This window comes from Kribbella sp. NBC_00482 (assembly GCF_036013725.1).
GTDB lineage: Bacteria > Actinomycetota > Actinomycetes > Propionibacteriales > Kribbellaceae > Kribbella.
Genome location: NZ_CP107881.1, coordinates 1,933,088 through 1,953,065 on the forward strand (window position 1 = coordinate 1,933,088; position 19,978 = coordinate 1,953,065).

The 19,978-nt window shown below is 68.4% G+C and carries 19 protein-coding genes; 7 read left to right on the top strand and 12 right to left on the bottom strand.

Translation table 11 applies throughout. The features are described 5' to 3' along the window. Positions 1 to 2: 2 nt before the first annotated feature. Complete coding sequence (paaK, locus tag OHB24_RS09680; RefSeq protein WP_327638621.1) at positions 3 to 1,298, top strand: phenylacetate--CoA ligase PaaK; 1,296 nt, start codon at positions 3 to 5, stop codon at positions 1,296 to 1,298. Between the two features lie 64 nt (positions 1,299 to 1,362). Here the strand turns inward: paaK and OHB24_RS09685 are convergent, their stop codons facing one another. Beyond that, complete coding sequence (locus OHB24_RS09685) at positions 1,363 to 2,046, bottom strand: hypothetical protein (protein WP_327638622.1); 684 nt, start codon at positions 2,044 to 2,046, stop codon at positions 1,363 to 1,365. Between the two features lie 135 nt (positions 2,047 to 2,181). Here OHB24_RS09685 and OHB24_RS09690 point away from each other — a divergent pair, with 135 nt between their 5' ends. Next, a complete protein-coding gene (locus OHB24_RS09690) occupies positions 2,182 to 2,301 on the top strand; it encodes a mycothiol transferase (protein ID WP_327638623.1) in 120 nt (39 codons plus the stop codon). Positions 2,302 to 2,388: 87 nt separating this feature from the next. Further along, positions 2,389 to 3,015 (top strand): TetR/AcrR family transcriptional regulator, encoded by a 627-nt coding sequence (locus OHB24_RS09695; RefSeq protein ID WP_327638624.1) that lies wholly within the window; start codon positions 2,389 to 2,391, stop codon positions 3,013 to 3,015. Here OHB24_RS09695 and OHB24_RS09700 read toward each other — a convergent pair. Then, complete coding sequence (locus tag OHB24_RS09700) at positions 3,012 to 6,260, bottom strand: AfsR/SARP family transcriptional regulator (protein ID WP_327638625.1); 3,249 nt, start codon at positions 6,258 to 6,260, stop codon at positions 3,012 to 3,014. The genes OHB24_RS09695 and OHB24_RS09700 overlap by 4 nt on opposite strands. A gap of 85 nt (positions 6,261 to 6,345) precedes the next feature. Here OHB24_RS09700 and OHB24_RS09705 point away from each other — a divergent pair, with 85 nt between their 5' ends. Then, a complete protein-coding gene (locus tag OHB24_RS09705; protein WP_327638626.1) occupies positions 6,346 to 7,698 on the top strand; it encodes a serine hydrolase domain-containing protein in 1,353 nt (450 codons plus the stop codon). On the opposite strand, the gene OHB24_RS09710 is transcribed toward OHB24_RS09705, so the two are convergent. From OHB24_RS09710 to OHB24_RS09720, 3 genes are read right to left on the bottom strand one after another with little or no spacing between them, the layout of a single operon-like run. After that, positions 7,695 to 8,138 carry a VOC family protein gene (locus tag OHB24_RS09710; RefSeq protein ID WP_327638627.1) on the bottom strand — a complete coding sequence of 148 codons (444 nt, stop codon included), beginning with the start codon at positions 8,136 to 8,138 and terminating at the stop codon, positions 7,695 to 7,697. The genes OHB24_RS09705 and OHB24_RS09710 overlap by 4 nt on opposite strands. A gap of 50 nt (positions 8,139 to 8,188) precedes the next feature. Next, on the bottom strand, positions 8,189 to 9,004 hold the full coding sequence (locus tag OHB24_RS09715; RefSeq protein WP_327638628.1) for an ABC transporter permease: 816 nt from the start codon (positions 9,002 to 9,004) through the stop codon (positions 8,189 to 8,191). Then, on the bottom strand, positions 9,001 to 9,990 hold the full coding sequence (locus OHB24_RS09720; protein ID WP_327638629.1) for an ATP-binding cassette domain-containing protein: 990 nt from the start codon (positions 9,988 to 9,990) through the stop codon (positions 9,001 to 9,003). Before OHB24_RS09720 ends, OHB24_RS09715 begins: the two co-directional genes overlap by 4 nt. Positions 9,991 to 10,189: 199 nt before the next feature. Between OHB24_RS09720 and OHB24_RS09725 the strand changes: the two genes are divergently transcribed. After that, complete coding sequence (locus tag OHB24_RS09725; protein WP_327638630.1) at positions 10,190 to 10,786, top strand: hypothetical protein; 597 nt, start codon at positions 10,190 to 10,192, stop codon at positions 10,784 to 10,786. Here the strand turns inward: OHB24_RS09725 and OHB24_RS09730 are convergent. Further along, positions 10,783 to 12,099: an MFS transporter gene (locus OHB24_RS09730; RefSeq protein ID WP_327638631.1), complete on the bottom strand. Its 1,317-nt coding sequence runs from the start codon at positions 12,097 to 12,099 to the stop codon at positions 10,783 to 10,785. The two genes, OHB24_RS09725 and OHB24_RS09730, sit on opposite strands and share 4 nt — an antisense overlap. Continuing rightward, entirely contained in the window at positions 12,096 to 12,827 is a 732-nt protein-coding gene (locus tag OHB24_RS09735; RefSeq protein WP_327638632.1) for a GntR family transcriptional regulator, read from the bottom strand. The genes OHB24_RS09730 and OHB24_RS09735 overlap by 4 nt, the downstream gene beginning before the upstream one ends. A 247-nt stretch (positions 12,828 to 13,074) precedes the next feature. On the opposite strand from OHB24_RS09735, the gene OHB24_RS09740 reads away from it, so the two are divergent. Together OHB24_RS09740 and OHB24_RS09745 are read left to right on the top strand one after the other, a co-directional pair. Further along, on the top strand, positions 13,075 to 14,460 hold the full coding sequence (locus OHB24_RS09740; protein ID WP_327638633.1) for a S8 family peptidase: 1,386 nt from the start codon (positions 13,075 to 13,077) through the stop codon (positions 14,458 to 14,460). A 67-nt stretch (positions 14,461 to 14,527) separates the two neighbouring features. Continuing rightward, positions 14,528 to 14,809: a hypothetical protein gene (locus tag OHB24_RS09745; protein ID WP_327638634.1), complete on the top strand. Its 282-nt coding sequence runs from the start codon at positions 14,528 to 14,530 to the stop codon at positions 14,807 to 14,809. A gap of 5 nt (positions 14,810 to 14,814) precedes the next feature. Here the strand turns inward: OHB24_RS09745 and OHB24_RS09750 are convergent, their stop codons facing one another. The 5 genes from OHB24_RS09750 to pdhA all read right to left on the bottom strand — a co-directional run bounded on the left by OHB24_RS09750 (position 14,815) and on the right by pdhA (position 19,826). Then, the gene (locus tag OHB24_RS09750) at positions 14,815 to 15,645 is read right to left on the bottom strand and encodes an EamA family transporter (protein ID WP_327638635.1); all 831 of its coding nucleotides are present in this window, start codon (positions 15,643 to 15,645) and stop codon (positions 14,815 to 14,817) included. 117 nt (positions 15,646 to 15,762) lie between these two features. Then, positions 15,763 to 16,236 carry a hypothetical protein gene (locus OHB24_RS09755; protein WP_327638636.1) on the bottom strand — a complete coding sequence of 158 codons (474 nt, stop codon included), beginning with the start codon at positions 16,234 to 16,236 and terminating at the stop codon, positions 15,763 to 15,765. A gap of 90 nt (positions 16,237 to 16,326) precedes the next feature. Beyond that, positions 16,327 to 17,682 (bottom strand): dihydrolipoamide acetyltransferase family protein, encoded by a 1,356-nt coding sequence (locus OHB24_RS09760; RefSeq protein WP_327638637.1) that lies wholly within the window; start codon positions 17,680 to 17,682, stop codon positions 16,327 to 16,329. Further along, positions 17,682 to 18,659: an alpha-ketoacid dehydrogenase subunit beta gene (locus OHB24_RS09765; protein WP_327638638.1), complete on the bottom strand. Its 978-nt coding sequence runs from the start codon at positions 18,657 to 18,659 to the stop codon at positions 17,682 to 17,684. The genes OHB24_RS09760 and OHB24_RS09765 overlap by 1 nt, the downstream gene beginning before the upstream one ends. A 3-nt stretch (positions 18,660 to 18,662) precedes the next feature. Next, a complete protein-coding gene (pdhA, locus tag OHB24_RS09770) occupies positions 18,663 to 19,826 on the bottom strand; it encodes a pyruvate dehydrogenase (acetyl-transferring) E1 component subunit alpha (protein ID WP_442913958.1) in 1,164 nt (387 codons plus the stop codon). Positions 19,827 to 19,978 lie beyond the last annotated feature (152 nt).

The following is a 19,978-nucleotide window of genomic DNA, read 5'->3' on the forward strand; positions in this document are numbered from 1 at the left end:
TCATGCTCGGTGAGGCTTGTCCTGCGGAACTGCGTGATGCCGGCGAGCAGTTGTCGGTCGACGAACTGCGGGCCCGGCAGTTGTCGTTGCTGCAGGCAACCGTACGGCGGGCCTATGAGAACGTCCCGCACTACCAGGCCGCGCTGGACTCGGTCGGCTTCAAACCCGGCGACCTTACCGAGTTGAGCGATCTGAGCCGGTTGCCGTTCACGGCGAAGAAGGATCTGCGCGACAACTACCCGTTCGGCATGTTCGCCGTACCGCGGACCGAGGTGGCGCGGGTGCACGCGTCGTCCGGAACGACGGGACGCCCAACGGTGGTCGGCTACACGAAGAACGACCTGGACAACTGGGCCGACCTGATGGCGCGATCGATCCGCGCGGCCGGTGGACGCGCGGGCGATGTCTGCCATGTCGCGTACGGGTACGGCCTGTTCACCGGCGGGCTGGGTGCGCATTACGGCGCCGAGCGGCTCGGGTGCACCGTCGTACCGGTCTCCGGCGGGATGACCGAACGGCAGGTGGACCTGATCCGCGACTTCGGCGCCCGGATCATCATGGTCACGCCGTCGTACTTCCTGTCGATCGTCGACGAGATGGAGGCCCGCGGCCTCGATCCGCGGGACACGTCACTGCGGATCGGGATCTTCGGCGCCGAACCGTGGACCGAGCAGATGCGCGTTGAGGTCGAGGAACGCACCGGCATCCACGCCGTCGACATCTACGGCCTGTCCGAGGTGATGGGGCCCGGCGTCGCGCAGGAGTGCGTGGAGACGAAGGACGGGCTGCACATCTGGGAGGACCACTTCTACCCGGAGATCATCGACCCGGTCACCGGCGAAGTACTCCCCGACGGCTCCGAAGGCGAACTGGTCTTCACCACGCTCACCAAGGAAGCCTTCCCGGTACTGCGCTACCGCACCAGGGACCTGACCCGCTTGCTGCCGGGAACGGCCCGCCCCGGCCTGCGCCGCATGGAGAAGATCACCGGCCGCACCGACGACATGATGATCGTCCGCGGCGTCAACGTCTTCCCCACCCAGATCGAAGAACAAATCCTCCTGGTCGAAGGCCTCACCCCGCACTACCTCTGCATCCTCACCCGCCCCAACCGCCTGGACGAACTGACAGTCCAGGTAGAAGCCGCCCCTGACCTAGCGGACCGGCAAGCCGCAGCCACCACCCTCACCCACCGAATCAAAGACCGAGTAGGCGTAACCGCCACCGTCGAGATCCTCGCCCCCCACGCCCTGGAACGCTCCCTAGGCAAGGCCAAGCGGATCAAGGACAACCGCTGACGACAGGAGGTAGTCGCCTGATGCGGACGCTCGACCGTGGGGCTGAGGCGGGAACCTCCTGTCCTTAGAGCAGGACCTCGGTCTGGGGTTCTTGGGGGCGGGTTTTGTGGAAGGCGGGTGGGCGGATGTGGGGGCGGACCAGGGCTTCCACTTCGTAGTCTTCGAGGTTGAACTTGGTGGCGATGTCTCGATACGGGGCGCCGGTGCGGACTTGGGCGATGACGGCATCTACCTGGACGTCGTCGACCATCGGGCGGCCGTACGAGCGTTCGGGGTCCACGATCACGTCGATGTCGTGGTAGATCACCAGCCGCAGCGTTCCGGCGTACCCGTCGCCGGACCAGCCGATCGCGGCTGAGCCGCGGCGCAGGACGCCGGGGAAGCCGCCCTGGCTGTCGCGGATCCGTTCCCAGCCCTGTTCGCGGCCCTCGGCGGCGATCTCGACCAGGAGGTCGCGGCCGTCGTGGGCGAGACCCGACCAGGCCAGCGGATAGCGCCGCCCGGCCCGGGAGCGGAGAGCGATGGCGGCCTCACCGATCGCGTGCAAGGACAGGCCGGTACGCCGCAGGTGCCGGAGCATGTGCGTCTCGACCAGGCCGGCGAACGTGATCGTCGGCTCGCCGCGGCTCCCGCTGCCCGCCTCCAGCGCCCCGGACCGCAACCAGTCCCCGAGCGTCGTGGCCGGCAGCCCAAGATGCAGCGCGGCCTCAGCCCGCGTGTACAAGGGCAGGTCGAACCGTGGATCCACGTCTCACCTCTCAGCGAAGGCGGTCGCCGACCCAACGAGCATGCCATCCCACCAGCCGACTTTGAGCACCCACCAACCACTTCGGCCGGCGGAAAATGGTTGGTGCGGGCCCAAAGCCGAGCTGTACGCGTCCGGATGAAGTGCGCCGGGCTCAGTGAGACCCCGTGGACCGAGGAGACCGCCCGGCACGTCGGTCATCTGGACATCATCCGGGAGCTGATCGACGGCGCCACGGGGTACACCGAGCTGGGCTGAGGCTCAAGGGTGGTTACCCGGTTACGCGCGGGCCGAGGGGTGGATAGGATGTCCGGGATCTGGCACGGGGTAGCGACAAGAGGTGTGATGAGGGAACCCTCCGTACGCCGTTATTCCGGGCGGTCAGTCGAGGAGTGGAAGGCCGCGCGGCGGGAACGGCTACTGGCTGCTGCGCTCGAGCTCTTCGGGACCGAAGGATATCCGGCGACATCCGTGGAACGCCTGTGTACACAGGCGAAAGTGTCCACGCGGCACTTCTACCACGAGTTCCAGAACAAGGAAGCGGTGCTCCTCGCGGTGCACGCGCAGGTGATCGAGCTGGCGGTCCGGACCACCGGGGACGCGCTCCGCCGGACGGCCGACCGTCCGGTCCGGGAGCGGATCACCGCGGCCGTCGACTCGTACCTGCGCACCATCATGGCCGACCTCCGGCGGGCCCGGATCTCGTTCGTCGAGGTGGTCGGCACCAGTCCGGCGGTCGAGGAGCAGCGGATCGCGTTCCGGGAGCTGCTGATCAGCAACGTGCAGGCCCTCGGTGACTCCGCGGTCGAGCGCGGGGAGATCAAGGGCAAGGACTTCCGGTTCCTCGCGCTGGCGTTCTTCGGCGCGGTGAACACCGTCGTCTACGACTGGATGCTCGCCGACCCCCGGCCGCCGGAGCAGAACGTCCAGCAGTCCCTCCGCGACCTGGCGGTCCAGCTGATCACGGCCTAGTCGCTGCTGTAGCGCTTGCGGAGTTCGGCGACCGCGTCGGCGCGGGTCAGAGCAGCGCCTTCGCCGTACGCCGTCTCGTACGGTTCGTTGCCCAGGGCATCGCGCAGCCCGTCGATGAGCCGCTGTACGTCGGCGTCCGGGATCGCCCGCGTGCCTTTGATCGCGGCCGCGAGGCCGAGTGTGCGAGCGGCCGCCGACAGGTCAGCGGTGCGAGTCCCGGCGGCCAGCACCAGCGCGTCGGTCGACGCCTCGACGACGGCTGCCGCGACCGGCATGTCCTCGGTGCTGAGCGCCAGCCCGACCGCCTCCCGGCCGCGCCGCTGCGCTTCCTCGACCTCGCCGGTGGACGCATACATCCGGCTCAGCTGCGAGAGGATCGCCGCCTGTCCGTGCGGCGCCACGTGCTCCGCCGCGAGATCGAGCATCGAGTAGGCGCGCTCCGCGAGCTCCTTCGCCTCCTCGAAGTTGCCGGTGCGGTGCGCCAGCCGCGCCAGTCCCATGTACGCCATCGCCTGGCCGCCCTGGGATCCGGTCTCCTCGGACAGCCGCATGGCGCGCTCCAGGTCGGCTCGGGCACCGTCGTGGTCACCCAGCTCGATCCGGCTCATCGCGCAGCCGCCGAGCAGTTGCGCGACGCCGTCCGTCGTACCGAGCTCCTCGACCAGCCGGAGCGCCTCGAGCAGTGACTCCAGGGCCTTGGCGTGCTCCGCGTTGTTCGCCTGGTAGCCGGCGAGTCCGCGCAACGCCATCGACGAACCGAAGCGGTCGCCGAGCTCGCGGAAACCGTCGAGCGCGATGGTCAGGGTGGCCGCCATCTCGTCGATCTCCCCTTCGTTCTCACGGAACATCGCGGTCGTCATCAGGCCCATGTTCCGGATCCAGGGATCCGGGTGCCGGGCGGCGGCCTCGAGCTCGGCGAAGCAGGCCGCCTTGTCCCGGCGGATCGCCGCCCACACAGCGTTGGTGAACAGGCCGATCCCGGAGTCGACGAGGATCCGGTGCCGCCGGGTCATCCAGCGGACCGTGGCGAGTCCACGGATCATCTGCTGGAACGACTTGGCCGGGTCCGCCTCGGACGATATCCGGCCGAGCGCGAGCAGGTACAGCGCCTCGGCCTTGTCCAGCGGGACGCTCTTACCAGGTACGGCGAGGGCGGCCTGCATCCAGCTCACCGCTTCGGCCGGGCGGCCGCTCATCGTCCAGTACTCACCCAGTACGGCGACCATCTGGACGGCGACCCGCGCCGACCCGACGTCGATCGCCGTCCGGAGAGCGTCGATCAGGTTCTCGTTGTCGGCCGTCAGCCGGGCGATCCACTCGATCTGCTCGCCGGTCCGCAGCTTCGGCCGCGCCCTGCGCAGCATGCGGCTGAAGTATATGGTGTGCGCGTGCCGGAACCGGTCGTACTCACCCGAGGCCTTCAGCTGCTCCGCGCCGTACGCACGGACCGTCTCCAGCATCCGGTAGCGCACGGACCGTTCGTCGGCCGCGGCCTCGACGAGTGACTTGTCCACAAGGGATGCGAGTACGCCGAGCACCGACTCGGGCGGGATGCTCTCGTCGCTGCAGATCTGCTCGGCCGCGTCGAGCGTTGCTCCGCCGGAGAACAGTGACAGTCGTCGGGCGACCGCCTGCTCGTCCGGGTCCAACAGGTCCCAGCTCCACTCCACCACTGCCCGAAGTGTCTGGTGGCGCGGCAGTGCGGTCCGGGAACCGCTGGTGAGCAGCCGGAAGCGGTCCGCGAGCCGGTCCACGATCTGCGGCGGGTTGAGCGCCCGCAGTCGAGCTGCTGCCAGCTCTATCGCCAGGGGCATCCCGTCGAGCCGCCTGCAGATCTCGGCGACCGCCTCCCGGTTGGCGTCGGTCAGCTGGAAGTCAGGACGTACGGCGCGGGCGCGGTCGACGAACAGCTGCATCGCCGGGTACTCGTCGGTGGTCGAATCCTCTGGGGGCAGGCCGAGTGGGCCGACCGGATGCAGATGCTCACCGGGGATGCTCAGCGGCTCGCGGCTCGTGGTCAGTACGCGGAGTCGCGGGCAGGAGGCCAGTAGCGAGTCGACCATGCCGGCGACCTCTTGGACGAGGTGTTCGCAGTTGTCGAGGACGAGCAGGATCCGGCGGTCGCCGATGACCTCGACAAGTCGCAGGGTCGCGGCCCGGCTCGTCGGAACGTGCTTCGGCGCGCCGAAGGGTGTTGACGGCAGGTCGACGTACTCGCTGGCGCCGAGAGTAGACAGGACCGTAGGCGCCACGTCGGCCGAGTCGCCGAGTGGTGCGAGCTCTACGAACCAGATGCCGTCGCCGGACTGGCCTACGAGCGTCCTACCGGTCTCAGTGGCCAGTCTGGTCTTGCCGGCGCCACCTGGTCCAACCATGGTCACCAGACGCGTCCCGTTGCTCAGCAGACGCGTCAGCTCCGCCACGTCCTCGCGGCGGCCGACGAAGCTGGTCAACGGCGCGCGCAGGTTGCTGCGGGGCGCTGCCGGTGCTGGCGCAGCAGCTGTCTTCGCAGTCGGATCTACTGCGTCGCCACGCAGTACCGAGACATGCAGGTCGCGCAGACGGGTGCCAGGGTCGGCTCCCAGCTCGTCGGCCAGTGTGGTCCGGATACGTTCGTACGCCGCCAACGCTTCCGCCTGGCGACCGTCGGCGTACAGGGAGCGGATGAGGAGCTCGTGTACGCGCTCGCGGAGCGGGTGGGTGACGGCGAGCTGTTCGAGGTCGGTGATCAGGTCGCGGGCGTGACCGCAGCTGACAGCGGCCTCGGCCTGGTCCTCCGCGGCGGCGAGGCGTAGCTCGGCCAGCCGGTCCGTCTCGACCGTGGCGAACGGGAGATCGCGCAGGTCCGTGAGGGCATCGCCGCGCCACAGTTTCTCGGCCTGCGTCAGGAGGGTGTGCGCCTGCTCCGGGTCGGACGTGAGGAGCGCACGCCCCCGACGTACCAGCCCTTCGAACTGGAGGGCATCGACGCAGTCCGGGCCGATCGACAGCGTGTAGCCCGCCGGACCGGACTGGACGGAGATGCTCGACTCGGTGGCCGGCAGGCTTGCCCGCAGGCGGGACACGAGCGACTGCAGAGCGTTCGCACTCGGGGCCTCACTGCCCCAGAGCCCGTCGACCAAGGTCTCGACGCTGACAGGTCGACCAGCGCTCAACGCGAGGCGCGCGAGCAGTCCGCGCAGGCGGACGCCGCGGATGTCGAGCGGAGTCCCATCGGCCGCCCACATCGCGAGAGGCCCAAGCACCGCTATGCGCACCCCACCAGCCTCGCACATCCGCCCGACCAAACACCCGTGCCTTTTGTCATCCGGCGGCTTAAGGTCGGGAGCCGTGACAGAAATCGCCGCGCAGACACAGGTCGCGCTCTCCCGAATCGTCGCCGAACGTCAAGCCAAGGGACGGGTTCCCGGGGTGGTGGGCGCCGTCGCCCGCGCCGGGTCGCTCGCCTGGTCGACCGGGGTCGGGTCCGCCGACCTGGAGAGTCCCGGCGTACCGCCGACCGCGGACTCCCAGTTCCTGATCGCGTCGCAGAGCAAGACACTGACCGCGGTCGCGATCATGGCGTTGCGCGACGAGGGCAAGCTCAGCCTCGACGACCCGATCGAGAAGCTGATCGGTGACAGCAAGCACGAGGGCATCACCGTCCGGCAGATGCTCAGTCACGCCAGCGGTATGCAGCGCGAGCCGGTCGGCGACGTCTGGGACCTGATGAAGTTCCCGTCCCGCGAGGAACTCGTGCCGGGCTGGAACGCCGCGGAGCGGATCGGCAAACCGCACCACCGCTTCCACTACTCGAACCTGGTGTTCTCGCTGCTCGGCGAGATCGTCGCGCGGATCGACGGCCGGTCCTGGTACGACGCGGTCAAGGCGCGGATCCTGGACCCGCTCGAGATGCGCCGTACGACGGTCGGCATGGACGGCGGGCCGGCACAGACCGGGTACTACGTGCCGCCGTGGACCGACGTACCGGTGCGGGAGCCGCTGCTCGACATCGGCGCGATGGACGCCTGCGGCGGGCTCGCGTCGACCGCTGAGGACCTGGCGAAGTGGGCGATGTTCGTTGCGAACCCGGTCGACGAGGTGCTGTCGAAGGACACGCTGGACGAGATGTGCCAGGTACAGATCATGGCCGACGTGGACCGCTGGCAGCTCGCGTTCGGGCTCGGGTTCATGCTGCTGCGCCGCGGCGACCGGCTGTTCGTCGGCCACGACGGCGGCATGCCCGGCCACATCACGTCGACCTTCGTCGACCGCGCATCCGGTACGGCGGGGATCGCGCTGTTCGGCGCCACGTCGTCGCCCGCCCCCAGCGCGCTGGCCACCGACCTGATCATCAAGGTCCTCGAGGACGACCCGCTCCCGCCGGAGGTCTGGGTTCCGGGCGCCGAGGTCCCCGCCGAACTCGCCGGCGTCCTCGGCACCTGGTTCACCGAAGGCTCGCCGTTCGTCTTCTCGGTGAAGAACGGCGTCCTCGAGGCCAAGTCCCCGGCCGCCGCCGAACACCAGTCCCCCGCGGTCTTCGAACGCCTCTCCGAAGACACCTACCGCACCGTCTCCGGCCGCGAGACCGGCGAACTGCTCCGCATCGGCCGAGCCCCCTCCGGCACCCCGACACAGTTGCACTGGGCAACCTACCTCTGCACCCGAGAACCCTTGTCCTTCGGCGAGATCAACCCGGGCTAGACGACGCAGAAGTCGTTGCCTTCGGGGTCTTTCAGCCAGAGGTGGTCGAGGGTGGTGGAGTTTTCCTTGGGGACCTCTTGGAACAGGGTGGCGCCGGCGGCGATCAGGGTGGCGGCGGTGGCGCGGATGCGTTGTTCGCGGAGGTGCTGGGGTACGGCGCGGCCGCCTGCTACCTGGAGGTCCAGGTGCAGGCGGTTCTTGACCGTGCGGGGCTCGGGGACCTTGAGGAACGAGATCTTCGGGAGGACGCCGTTCGGGTCGGAGATCGAGGCGCCGTCGTTCCACTCGTCCTTGGGGACGTTCAGGTCGGTGAGCCAGTCCTCCCAGGTGTCCCAGCCCTGCGGCGGATCCGCCTCCGTGTAGCCGAGCGCCGTACACCAGAAGCGTGCGACGAGGGCCGGATCCGCGCAGTCGATGGTGAGCGTCCAGTTGGTCGTCATACCGACCACTGTGCCGCTCACCACCGACAGTTTGCTCAGGTACGGCCTGCTCAGGTACGGCGGCGGTAGGCGCGGATCGCCAAGGGCGCGAAGACCGCGACCAGACCGACCATCCAGGCCAGCGTGATCAGGAGCGGCTTCTGGAGCGCACCGCCGCCCATCAAGGCGCGCTCGGTGTCGACCAGGTACGTGATCGGACTGACCTTGGTGAAGGCCTGCAGGAAGCCCGGCAGCGTGCTGGCCGGCACGAAGATGTTGCTTCCGAAGGTCAGCGGGAACATCACCAGGAACGCGACGCCCTGCACGCCTTGGGCGGTCTTCATGACCAGGCCGAGCCAGACCCAGATCCAGCACATCGACAGCGCGAACAGCAGCACGATCACCATGCCCAGGAGGCCGTTGCCGACCCCGTTGTCGAAGCGGAAACCGAGCACGAACCCGCTCGTCATCAGGATCACGATCGACAGCGAGTAGCGGACCGCGTCCCCGAGGACCGCACCGATCAGCGGCGAGACCCGGGCGATCGGCAGACTGCGGAACCGGTCGAAGACGCCCTTGGCGAAGTCGTCGTTCAGGCCGACCCCGGTGCCCATCGTCGCGAATACCACGGTCTGCACGAGCAGGCCCGGCAGCAGCGTCGGCAGGTAGCTGCGCCAGCCCCCGCCCCCGGCGATCGCGCCGCCGAAGACGAACAGGAACAGCGCCAGGAAGATGATCGGCTGGAACGTCACGTCCGCCAGGGCTTCCGGGTTCTGCCGGATCCGGACGATGTTCCGCCAGGCGAGCGTCAGGCTCTGCTGTACCCAGGCGAACGGCCGTGACCGGTACCCCAGGTGGGCAGCTGGTTCGAGAGTTGCGGTGCTCATCGGCTCGCTCCTTCCAGTACGGCGTCGGCCTTCTTCTCTTCGGCGGTGTGCCCGGTCAGCGCCAGGAACACCTCGTCCAGGCTGGGCAGCCGCAGCGACAGCTCGGTCACCGCGATCCCTGCCTCGTCCAGCCGCCGTACGACGACCGGCATCGACGAACCGTCGCTCACCGGAACGCTGACGAGGGTGTTCACCACGTCGACGCTCGGACGTGTCCCGGTCGACTCGGCGACGATCGCGGCGACCCGCTCGAGGTGGGCCGGCTCCGCCGGGCGGACGTCCAGCGACTGCTTGCCCGCCTGCGCCTTCAGCTCGGCGGGCCGCCCGTTCGCGACCACGGCGCCCTTGTCGAACACCACGATCGAGTCGGCCAGTGCATCGGCCTCTTCCAGGTACTGCGTGGTGAGCAGCACCGTGGTCCCGTCGAGCACCAGGTTGCGGATCGTCTCCCAGACGCCGTTGCGGGCATGCGGGTCGAGACCGGTCGTGGGCTCGTCGAGGTACAGGATGCTCGGGTTGCCGACCAGGCTCGAGGCCAGGTCGAGCCGGCGGCGCATACCGCCGGAGTACGTCTTCGCGATCCGGTCACCGGCGTCTACGAGCTCGAACCGCTCCAGCAGCCCGTCCGCCTTGGCGCGGGCCTGCGGCCGTGAATAGCCGAGCAGGCGGCCGATCATGATCAGGTTGCGGCGGCCGGACATGTCCTCGTCGACACTCGCGTACTGCCCGGTCAGCCCGATGATGCTCCGGACCTTGGCGGCCTCGCGGACGACGTCGTAGCCGCCGACTGTGGCGTGGCCGCTGTCCGGCCGGAGCAGCGTGCCGAGGATGCGGACCGCGGTCGTCTTGCCGGCGCCGTTCGGGCCGAGGACTCCGAGGACCGTGCCGGTCGGCACGCTCAGGTCGACGCCGGCCAGCGCGATCGTACTGCCATATTTCTTGACCAGACCGGTCGCCTCGATGGCGACCTGGTTCGTTGTGGTCATCAGTTCCTCCCACATCGCCCAACCCGGCCGAAGGCCGGTTCGTTGGATTCATTCATTCATTGGGACTACCGTGGCGCGTTGCCCTGGCACCGCTCTGGCTTTGGGCTGTCAGGCCGTGACAGGTGATGCCAGGGCACGCCCCTGTCGTGCCAGTACGGTGTGGCTCTGTTTCGCGCGTTCGACGTGAGGGAGGGGCGCCGTGCGACGTGGTGCTGTGGTGGGGGTCGCGGTGGCAGTCGTCGCCGCAGGGGCGATCGGGTACGTCGTTTTCAAGCCGGAGCCGTTCAAGGTCGCCGACTACGACCGCATGTGCGAGTCACCACGCTCTTTCGAGGAGGCAGCGGCGTACCAAGGTCCTTCGCCGCACCCGATCGAGATCGTCAACGGCGGCGTCTCGCTGCCCAGCGAGGACCCAGAGATCGACGCGTGGTTCCCGAAGGACCCGGCAGCTGTGCAGCTCGTGAGCTGCGTCAACCGGCTCGACCGGGGCGAATTCGTCAAGCGGTGCGAGTACACCGCCCAGAACGTGCCGAACGGTCCGATCGTCCGCACCATCGACCTGTACCGCGGCACGTACACCGTGGCCGTGTTCGAGGCGCGGACGGGCAAGAACCTCGGTGAGACCCGGGTCGACGGCGTGGGCTTCGTCGGCAACACGATGAAGGAGGACGCCGACCCGTGCCAGACGTTCCTCCGCACCACCGGGGACGCGAAGGGCCACACCGAGGAGGAGGGCCGGCCGACCACAGGTCAGCTACGCAAGGTCCTCGACCCGCACGTGCACAGGAGCGGTTAGCCCTTGAGCGGGACGATCTCGTTGGCGAGCAGGGCCTGGTAGGCCTCGGGGTTGTACCGCGCCAGGTGGCCGCGGGCCTTCCGCCGGTACTTGAGGATCTGCCGGGTGCCGATCGCCCACAGCACGTACTGGAACGCCAGGGCGAACTTGAAGTCGTCGATCGCCTGCGGTGCACCACCTGACGACGCGTCGAGCAGTACGCCGACCATGCCGATGCAGATCAGGGTGGCGATGAACCCTCCGGTGTTGACCATCCCGTTGGCCGCACCGAACCGCGTCGTGGGGTTGAACGTCCGCGCATAGTCCAGCCCGAGCATCGAGCCCGGTCCGCCGGCCGCCTGTACGACGATGAGCGCCAGGAGCACCGGCAGCGGCGCACGACCCGGCCAGAGCAGTACGACGGTCCACATCACGACCGTGCCCGCGATCACCGCCAGCACGATCCACGACCGGTAGAACGGGAACCTGGCGGCGTACCGCCCGACCAGCGGGCCGTAGCAGAGGCCGGCCAGCACCGGAATGATCAGCATGGCCGCAGCGGTCGTCGGAGCGAGTCCCTGTCCCTGCACGAGGAACGGGTAGCCCCAGAGCAGGCCGAACGTGCTGCCGGAGAAGCTGGTGGTGAAGTGCGTCCACAGACCGAGCCGCGTACCCGGCTCCTGCCAGGCGCGGCGCAGGTTCTTCTTGACCTCGTGCAGCGGCTGCTTGGCCCGGCGGAGCGGTTCGTCGTACGGCGAGTCCTTGATGAGGAACAGCACGAGTACACCGGCCAGGAGGCTCAGCACGCTCGCACTGGCGAACGTCGTCGTCCAACCGAAGGCGTGGAAGGCAGCGGCCATCGGCACGGTCGACATGATCGCTCCGAGCCCACCGAGCATTCCGGTCGCCTGCGACATCACGGGCTGACGTAGCGCGGGGAACCAGGACATGACCACGCGCAGCACGCTGATGAAGACCAGTGCGTCGCCAACACCCAGTACGGCGCGTGCGGCGAGCGCGGCGGGGTACGAATCGACCAGGCTGAACGCCGACTGCGCTACGAACAGCAGGCCGGACGCGGTGATCAGTAGGCGCTTGGAGCCGTACCTGTCGAGTAGTACGCCGACGGGGACCTGCATGGCGGCGTACACCGTGAGCTGTACGACGGTGAAGCTCGCTAGAGCGGATGCGGAGATGTCGAAGCGCTCTGCGGCCTGGAGGCCCGCCACGCTCATCGAGCCGCGGTGCAGCACGGTCACGAGGTACGTCAGGACAGCAGTGGCCCACACCGCCCAGGCTCGCCGACCGCCCAGGGGGAAGAGGAGTTCGGTCACCGAGTGCCCCGCAGATCACTGGCGGCTTCGGCGATGTGGGCGATGACGAGCTCACGGAAGCGCTTGACGCTGTTGCCGCCGAGCGCGTCGATCATCTCCTGGTGCGCGGTGATCGACTTGTCCATCCGGACCGGCTGGACCTCGATCCCGGGCACGCCCATCCGGACCTGACGGTCCCGCAGGCTGTTGTAGAGCTTCGCGAGGATTTGGTTGCCGGCGGCATCGACGATGGCCTCGTGGAAGGCCCGGTCGGCCTCCAGGAAGCTCTTCGCGTCACCGGCCTTGCGGTGCGCGCGCATCTCGTCGACGCGCTCGGTCAGCGCCTCGATCAGCCGCTTGCGCCGCGGCCAGACCTTGGCAGCGGCGTGCGTCTCGATCAGCTCGCGGGCCTCGAGGACGTCGTCGATCTCCTGCGGGAGCACCGGGAGGACGAGCGCGCCGCGCTTCGGGTACAGCTTGACGAGGCCGGACTCCTCGAGGCGGAGCAGGGCCTCGCGCACCGGCGTACGGGAAACGCCGACGGCGGTGGCCAGCTCACCCTCGGTGAGCAGCTCGCCGCCGGGATAGGTCCGGTCCAGGATCGCGGCCTTCACATACGCATACACGCGCTCGGCCGCGGGGATCTTCTCCACCCCCGGCGCCGCCTCGACGACCACGCGAGCGATCTCCGCGGTCTCGTCACCCAATATCAACGCATCCGGCGCCTGCGCCGGGTCCCCGCCTGCCACTGAACTCCCACCCATACGACTCGTATCTCTATTGTATCTATCTTACACACAACTCAATCCACCGCTGAGGCCGGGTATTCCCCAGCTTTTCCACGAGTTATCCACAGGCTGATCCACAGGATGTGGGGAACTGAGCGTGATGCAGGGTTTCCCCTGCGTTGTGGATGAGGGACTCCGTCTGTGCCGGATCCGTCCTAAAGTCTCGGCTTACCGGGCCCGTCCGCCCGGCCAGCCCTGAGGAGGCACCTTGTCCCGAACGTCCCGCCCCCGCCGACTGGCGGCAGGCCTCTCCGCCATCGCCCTGGCGTGTGTGTCCCTGGGCGCCGCGACCACGGCGCAAGCCGACCCGGCCCCCGGCCCGCTGATGAACTACGTGGTGAACACGAAGGCCACGCCAGGTCACGTCCGGAAGACCGAGAACGCGGTCAAGGCAGCCGGAGGGACCGTTCTGGTCTCGTACCGGCAGCTCGGCGTGGTGATCGCACAGTCGACGAACCCGGACTTCAAGACCGACGTCCGCTCATCGCGTGATGTGCAGTCGGTCGGGGCCACCCGGACCGCCGCCGTCAGCGAAGGCCCCGGCGGGCTGAACTCGAACGACCTCGCCGACGCGACCCCGGTCGCCGACCCGGACGAGGGCCAGCAGTGGGACATGGTCCAGATCAAGGCGGACCAGGCGCACGCGGTCACCGACGGCTCCCGGAAGGTCCTCGTCGGCATCAACGACAGCGGCGTCGACGACACCCACCCCGACCTCGCGCCGAACTTCGACGCGGCGGACTCCGTGAGCTGCGTGAACAACGGCGTACCGGACACCACGGCGGGGGCCTGGCGGCCGACGACAAGTGCACACGGTACGCACGTGGCCGGCACGGTCGCCGCCGCTCGGAACGGCATCGGGATCGTCGGAGTCGCGCCCGGCGTACGGATCGCGTCCGTCAAGGTCGTGAACGACGCCGGCTTCATCTACCCCGAGTACTCGATCTGCGGGATCGTATGGGCCGCCCAGCACCGCATGGCCGTCACGAACCACAGCTACTTCATCGACCCGTACGAGTTCTGGTGCAAGGACAACGGGGACCAGGGCGCGGTGCAGGAATCCGTACGGCGCGCGTACGCGTGGGCGACCGGCCAAGGCACCCTCTCGGTCGCGGCCGCCGGTAACTCGGACTACGACCTGTCCAACAAGACCACGGACACCAACAGCCCGAACGACTCGACCGCCGTCACGCGGACGATCAACAACAACTGCCTCGACATGCCGACCGAACTCCCCGGCGTCATCACCGTCGCCAGCACCACCCAGACCGGCGTGAAGAGCAGCTTCTCCAACTTCGGCCTGAACAAGATCGACGTCGCCGCCCCTGGCAGCTCCATCCTGTCCACGGTCCCTGGCGGCTACGCCAAGTTCAGCGGTACGTCGATGGCGTCGCCGCACGTCGCCGGCATCGCGGCCCTGATGAAGTCCACCCACCCGTGGTGGGGCCCGCGCGACATCGAACGCGCCCTCCATCGCGAAGCCGACAACACCGCCTGCCCCACCACCCCCGACCCCCGCTGCACCGGCACCACCGCCAACAACGCGTTCTACGGCGAAGGCATCGCCGACGCCCTGGACGCCGTAACCCGCTGAACCGAGCGGGGGTCCCCCGCCCGGGACCCCCGCTCACAGGGGGCGGGTCGGACGGCATACTCGGTGCATGACCGGTAGCGACGACGGGGAGCGGGCGGCGAGTCCAGGCGTGGCGCCCTCCAGCATGACCGACGGCGAGGCAGCATCCAGGCTTGAAGTCGACGGCGAGGATTTCGAGCTTCGGCCCGACGGGTTCCGTGGGACGCATTACACCTGGATCAGCGGGCCCAACCCAGGCTATGGATTCAGCACGAGCCCGACCTCCGGCTCGCTCGAGCAGCACCAGGCGAGTATCCGGAACTTCCTCTCGATGGTCGACCCCACCACCGGCTACATCGAGGACAACTGACCTTCCTAGCCGGTGGTGATGAGGATGATGCCGGCTACTACGACGGCTGCGGCGGCGGCTCGTTTGGGGCCGAAGCGTTCGTGGAAGAAGATTGCGCCGATGATGGCGCCGAAGATGATGCTGGTTTCGCGGAGGGCGGCGATTGCGGCCAGGGTGCCGCGGGTCTGGGCCCAGAGGACGAGGCCGTAGGCGGCCATCGAGACGACGCCGCCGGCCAGTCCGGAGAGGATCGCGGGGCGGGGCAGGTTGAACGCCTGGCGGCCGCGCCAGAACAGGACCGCCAGCGGGACCGCGAACCCCTGCAGCATGAACACCCAGCCCATGTACGTGGCCACCGGCATCTTGTGTACGGCGAGCCCGTCGACGACCGTGTACGACGCGATCATCAACCCCGTCCCGATCGCGGCGAACAGCGCCGGCACCTGACCTCGCCCCGGGCGGCCGATGAACACGAGCGCGATCAGGCCGGCCGACACGAGCAGTACGCCGGCCAACTCGAGTACGGCCATGGTCTGGTGCAGTACGACGATGGACACCACAGCCACGACCCACGGCGACGTACCGCGGGCCAACGGGTACATCTGGCTGAACTGGCCCAGCTGGTACGACGCCAGCAGCCCGCCGAGGTACGCGAGATGCAGCAACGCGGACGCGATGATGTACCACCACGTCCCGGCCGGCGGCAGGCCCATCACCAGCACCGCGACGAGCCCGATCACGCCCGCCGCGAGCTCGAACAACGCCAACCCGGCCACCCGATCCGGCGCCCCATGAGCCATCGCGTTCCACGTGGCGTGCAGAACCGCCGCCCCGAGCACCACCAAGATCACCAGCACCGCACCACCTTCTCACCGCCGAGCCGAGCCAGTCAGGCGGATTAGGCACCGGGCCCGGTGTGATGTGCAACTCGACAGGAAGTATCGGGTGGCCGGGTAGTGCAGCAGGCGAACTCCTCAAACCTCTGTCTTGTCCGGCAGGATCAGCCGGTGCACGGGGTGACCCGACGACGAGACGCCGGGCCCGATGAACCCGAAGTAGTCGTCGGCAAGCCCAAGGAGCATCAGTCCGAGCAACACTGCACCCACACCAGCGCCGATCCAGATCCCATCTCGATCGACGGGGCCCCAGATCCCGAAGGGGATTGCGCCCAGGCCGAGCAGCAAAATGGCCCCGCCGGTGGTGTTCCAGAACTTGAGGACTCGCTTGGTCGCGGCAACGCTGTAGACGCGATAAGTGGGCGGGTTGCTGCACACGGCACAGTCGCCGACCCAGCGGTACACCGAGTCGCCGTCCTGAGGCCGCCGTACATGGTGCACGTAGCCGACGTAGTCCCAGGCGACCCTGTTCCATCCGGTGTAGCGGCCGAAGATGTTCTTGCGGTGCATCAGCCGGACCGTCTGGATGGGAGTGATCTTCGAACTCGGCATCCCATTGACGGTACGGGTGCTCACCAGACGTGCCCCACGCGTGGCCGGTAGCTGCCAGTAGGCCCGAGCAGTGCCCGGGCCTACCAGCGGTCAGAACATCAGTGCGCGGGCTGGGTCTTCGAGGATGCCGGCTACGTCGGCGAGGAAGATGGAGCCCTTTTCGCCGTCGATCAGGCGGTGGTCGAAGGACAGCGCGAGCGTGGTGATCCAGCGGGGGACGATCTCGTCGTCCACCACCCACGGCTGCTTGCGGACCGCACCGAAGGCGAGGATCGCGGCCTCGCCCGGGTTGATGATCGGCGTACCGGCGTCGACGCCGAACACGCCGACGTTGGTGATCGTGAACGAACCGCCGGCCTGGTCCGCCGGCTGGGTCTTGCCCTCGCGGGCGACCGCGACCAGGTCGTTCAGCGCCCTGCACAGGTCGGGCAGGGTGAGCGAGTCGGCGCCCTTGATGTTCGGGACGATCAGTCCGCGCGGGGTGGCCGCGGCGATGCCGAGGTTGACCGCGCCCTTGTAGACGATCTCCTGTGCCTGCTCGTCCCAGGCCGCGTTGACGATCGGCGTACGCCGGGCCGCCAGCGTGACCGCCTTCGCGACGATCAGCAACGGGGAGACACGCAGGTCCTTGAACGCCTTGTCGGACTTCAGGCGCTCGACCAGTTCCATCGTGGCGCTGACGTCGACGGTGATCCACTCGGTCACATGCGGCGCGGTGAACGCACTGGCAACCATCGCCTGCGCCATCACCTTCTGCACACCCTTGACCGGCACGCGGGTGTCTTCGCGACCGCTGACAACCGGAGCAGGCTCGTACGCCGGAACGGCCGCAACTGCAGGCGTCGCAACGTGACCCTCGACGTCGGCCCGCGTGATCACGCCACCCGGCCCGGTCGCCGTCACCACACCCAGATCAATCCCAAGATCCTTGGCCAACTTCCGCACCGGCGGCTTCGCCAGCACATGCACAACCCCGTTGCCACCGGCAACCGGGACAGCAACCGGCGCAGCTACAGGCTGAGGACCCGGTGCTGCCACAGGAGCTGACGGCACGAGTACCTCAGCAGCCGGAGTGGACGGCTTGCGCTGGCGGCGTTTGGCTTCGGTGGTCTTGGGGCCGTAGCCGACCAGGACCGCGGTGCGGCCGCCGGTCTCTTCGGGCTCGGGGATCGTGGGAACGAGGTCCTCCGGAGAGGCCTCCGCCGACTCGGTCTGCACCGAGATGATCGGCGTACCGACCGGAACCGTCTCGCCCTCCGGCACGAGCAACTCGGTGACCACGCCCGCGAACGGGACCGGGAGCTCGACCAGCGACTTCGCGGTCTCGATCTCGACGACGGTGTCGTTGAGCTTGACCGTGTCGCCGGGCTTGACCTTCCAACTGACGATCTCGGCCTCGACGAGTCCCTCACCGACGTCAGGGAGGCGGAACTGCTGGATGCCCATCAGTACCCCATCACCCGGTCGACGCCGTCCAGCACCCGGTCGAGGTCCGGGAGGTAGTCGTCCTCCATCCGCGACGGCGGGTACGGAGTGTCGTACCCGGTGACTCGCAGCACCGGCGCCTCGAGGTGGTAGAAGCACTCCTCGGTCACCCGCGCCGCGATCTCCGACCCCGGGCCGAACGAGTACGGCGCCTCGTGCACCACGACCGCACGCCGCGTCTTCTTCACCGAAGCGAAGATCGTCGCCAGGTCGAACGGCGCGATCGTCCGCAGGTCGATGACCTCCAGGTTGCGGCCGTCCTCGACCGCGGCCTCGGCCGCCTGCAGACAGGTCTTCACCATCGGGCCGTAGCAGAGCAGCGTGGCGTCGGTGCCCTCGCGGAGCACCTTCGCCTTGTGCAGCGGCAGCGTGGGCGGCGTGGACTCGTCCAGCTCGGCCTTCTCGTGGTACCGCCGCTTCGGCTCGAAGAACACGATCGGGTCGTCGGACTCGATCGCCTGCTGGATCATCCAGTACGCGTCGACCGGGTCGCCGCAGGAGATCACCTTGAGGCCCGGCACGTGCGCGAACAGCGTCTCCGGCGACTCCGAGTGGTGCTCGACCGCGCCGATACCGCCGCCGTACGGGATCCGGATGACGATCGGCATCCGGATCTTGCCCATCGACCGGTAGTGCATCTTCGCGACCTGGTTGATGATCTGGTCGTACGCCGGGAACACGAAGCCGTCGAACTGGATCTCACAGACCGGGCGGTACCCGCGCAGCGCGAGGCCGACCGCGGTGCCGATGATCCCGGACTCGGCGAGCGGGGTGTCGATCACCCGGTCCTCGCCGAAGTCCTTCTGCAGGCCTTCGGTGACCCGGAACACGCCGCCGAGCTTGCCGATGTCCTCACCCATCATGAGGACCTTCGGGTCCTTCTCCATCGCGACCCGGAGGCCGGCGTTGATGGCCTTGCCGAGAGTGATCTTGGTCATCGCTCAGCCCTCGCCTTCGAACGAAGCGGCGTACGCGACGAACTGGTCCCGCTGCTCGGCCAGTTGCGGCGTCTCCTCGACGTACACGTTCTGGAAGAAGTCGGTGAGCACCGGGTCCGGCAGCGCGAGACAGCCGGCCCGCAGCTCGGCGGCGATCTTGTCCCCCTCGGCCTCGATCTCCTCGAAGAAGTCGTGGTCGACGGCGGCGTGCCGGCTCAGGTACGCATGCACGCGCTCGATCGGGTCCTTGAGCTTCCAGTGCTCGAGGTCCTCGTTCAGCCGGTACTTCGTCGGGTCGTCGGACGTGGTGTGCGCGCCCATCCGGTACGTGTACGCCTCGATCAGCGTCGGGCCGCTGCCCTCGCGGGCCCGCTTCAGGGCCTGCTGGGTGACGGCGTACGTCGCGAGTACGTCGTTGCCGTCGACGCGGATGCCGGGGAAGCCGAAGCCGGCGGCGCGCTGGTACAGCGGGATCCGGGTCTGCCGGTCGATCGGCTCCGAGATCGCCCACTGGTTGTTCTGGCAGAAGAAGACGACCGGCGCGTTGAAGACGGAGGCGTAGATGAACGCCTCGTTCACGTCGCCCTGGCTGCTGGCGCCGTCGCCGAAGTAGGCGATCGTCGCCTCGCCGTTGTCGGCGTCGCCGACCGCGTGGTCGCGCTGCTGACCCATCGCATACCCGGTCGCGTGCAGCGTCTGCGCGCCGATCACGATCGTGTAGAGGTGGAAGTTGTTGTCCTTCGGGTCCCACGCACCCTGGTCGACACCGCGGAACAGGCCGAGCAGGTTCAGCGGGTTGACCCCCTGACAGAACGCGACGCCATGCTCGCGGTACGTCGGGAAGACCATGTCCTTCTTGTTCAGCGCCCGGCCGGAGCCGATCTGCGCGGCCTCCTGGCCGAGCAGCGACGCCCACAGCCCGAGCTCACCCTGACGCTGCAGGGCGGTCGCCTCGGTGTCGATCCGGCGGACCAGGACCATGTCCCGGTAGAAGCCCTTGATCGTCTCGTCGTCCAGGTCGAACTTGTAGTCCGGATGCTCGACGCGCTCACCTTCGGGCGTCAGGAGCTGGACGAACTCGACCTCCTCGGAGGCCTGGGGCGGACTGACCGGCGCCTCGTGGGGCGCGAACACTTCCGGGGCAGGGCCCGGCACAGACTCACTCACATGCACTCCTCGGGTTCGAGCGCGGGATCGCCGCGACCGCAACGTTGCACGGGGCCGGCCCGGTGCGCCGGATGAGGCTTTCGCAGGCTGGTCCGCGTGATTCCAGGGGTTGATGCACTGCTGGCAGTGGACCTCCTCACTGGTCTCACTCC

Coding starts and splice junctions, on each gene's coding strand:
- OHB24_RS09695 (WP_327638624.1), top strand. CDS start 2,389: ATGAGGGAACCCTCCGTACGCCGTTATTCCGGGCGGTCAGTCGAGGAG.
- OHB24_RS09755 (WP_327638636.1), bottom strand. CDS start 16,236: ATGCCGAGTTCGAAGATCACTCCCATCCAGACGGTCCGGCTGATGCAC.
- OHB24_RS09745 (WP_327638634.1), top strand. CDS start 14,528: ATGACCGGTAGCGACGACGGGGAGCGGGCGGCGAGTCCAGGCGTGGCG.
- paaK (WP_327638621.1), top strand. CDS start 3: ATGCTCGGTGAGGCTTGTCCTGCGGAACTGCGTGATGCCGGCGAGCAG.
- OHB24_RS09760 (WP_327638637.1), bottom strand. CDS start 17,682: ATGGGCATCCAGCAGTTCCGCCTCCCTGACGTCGGTGAGGGACTCGTC.
- OHB24_RS09765 (WP_327638638.1), bottom strand. CDS start 18,659: ATGACCAAGATCACTCTCGGCAAGGCCATCAACGCCGGCCTCCGGGTC.
- OHB24_RS09710 (WP_327638627.1), bottom strand. CDS start 8,138: ATGACGACCAACTGGACGCTCACCATCGACTGCGCGGATCCGGCCCTC.
- OHB24_RS09715 (WP_327638628.1), bottom strand. CDS start 9,004: ATGAGCACCGCAACTCTCGAACCAGCTGCCCACCTGGGGTACCGGTCA.
- OHB24_RS09690 (WP_327638623.1), top strand. CDS start 2,182: ATGAAGTGCGCCGGGCTCAGTGAGACCCCGTGGACCGAGGAGACCGCC.
- OHB24_RS09720 (WP_327638629.1), bottom strand. CDS start 9,990: ATGACCACAACGAACCAGGTCGCCATCGAGGCGACCGGTCTGGTCAAG.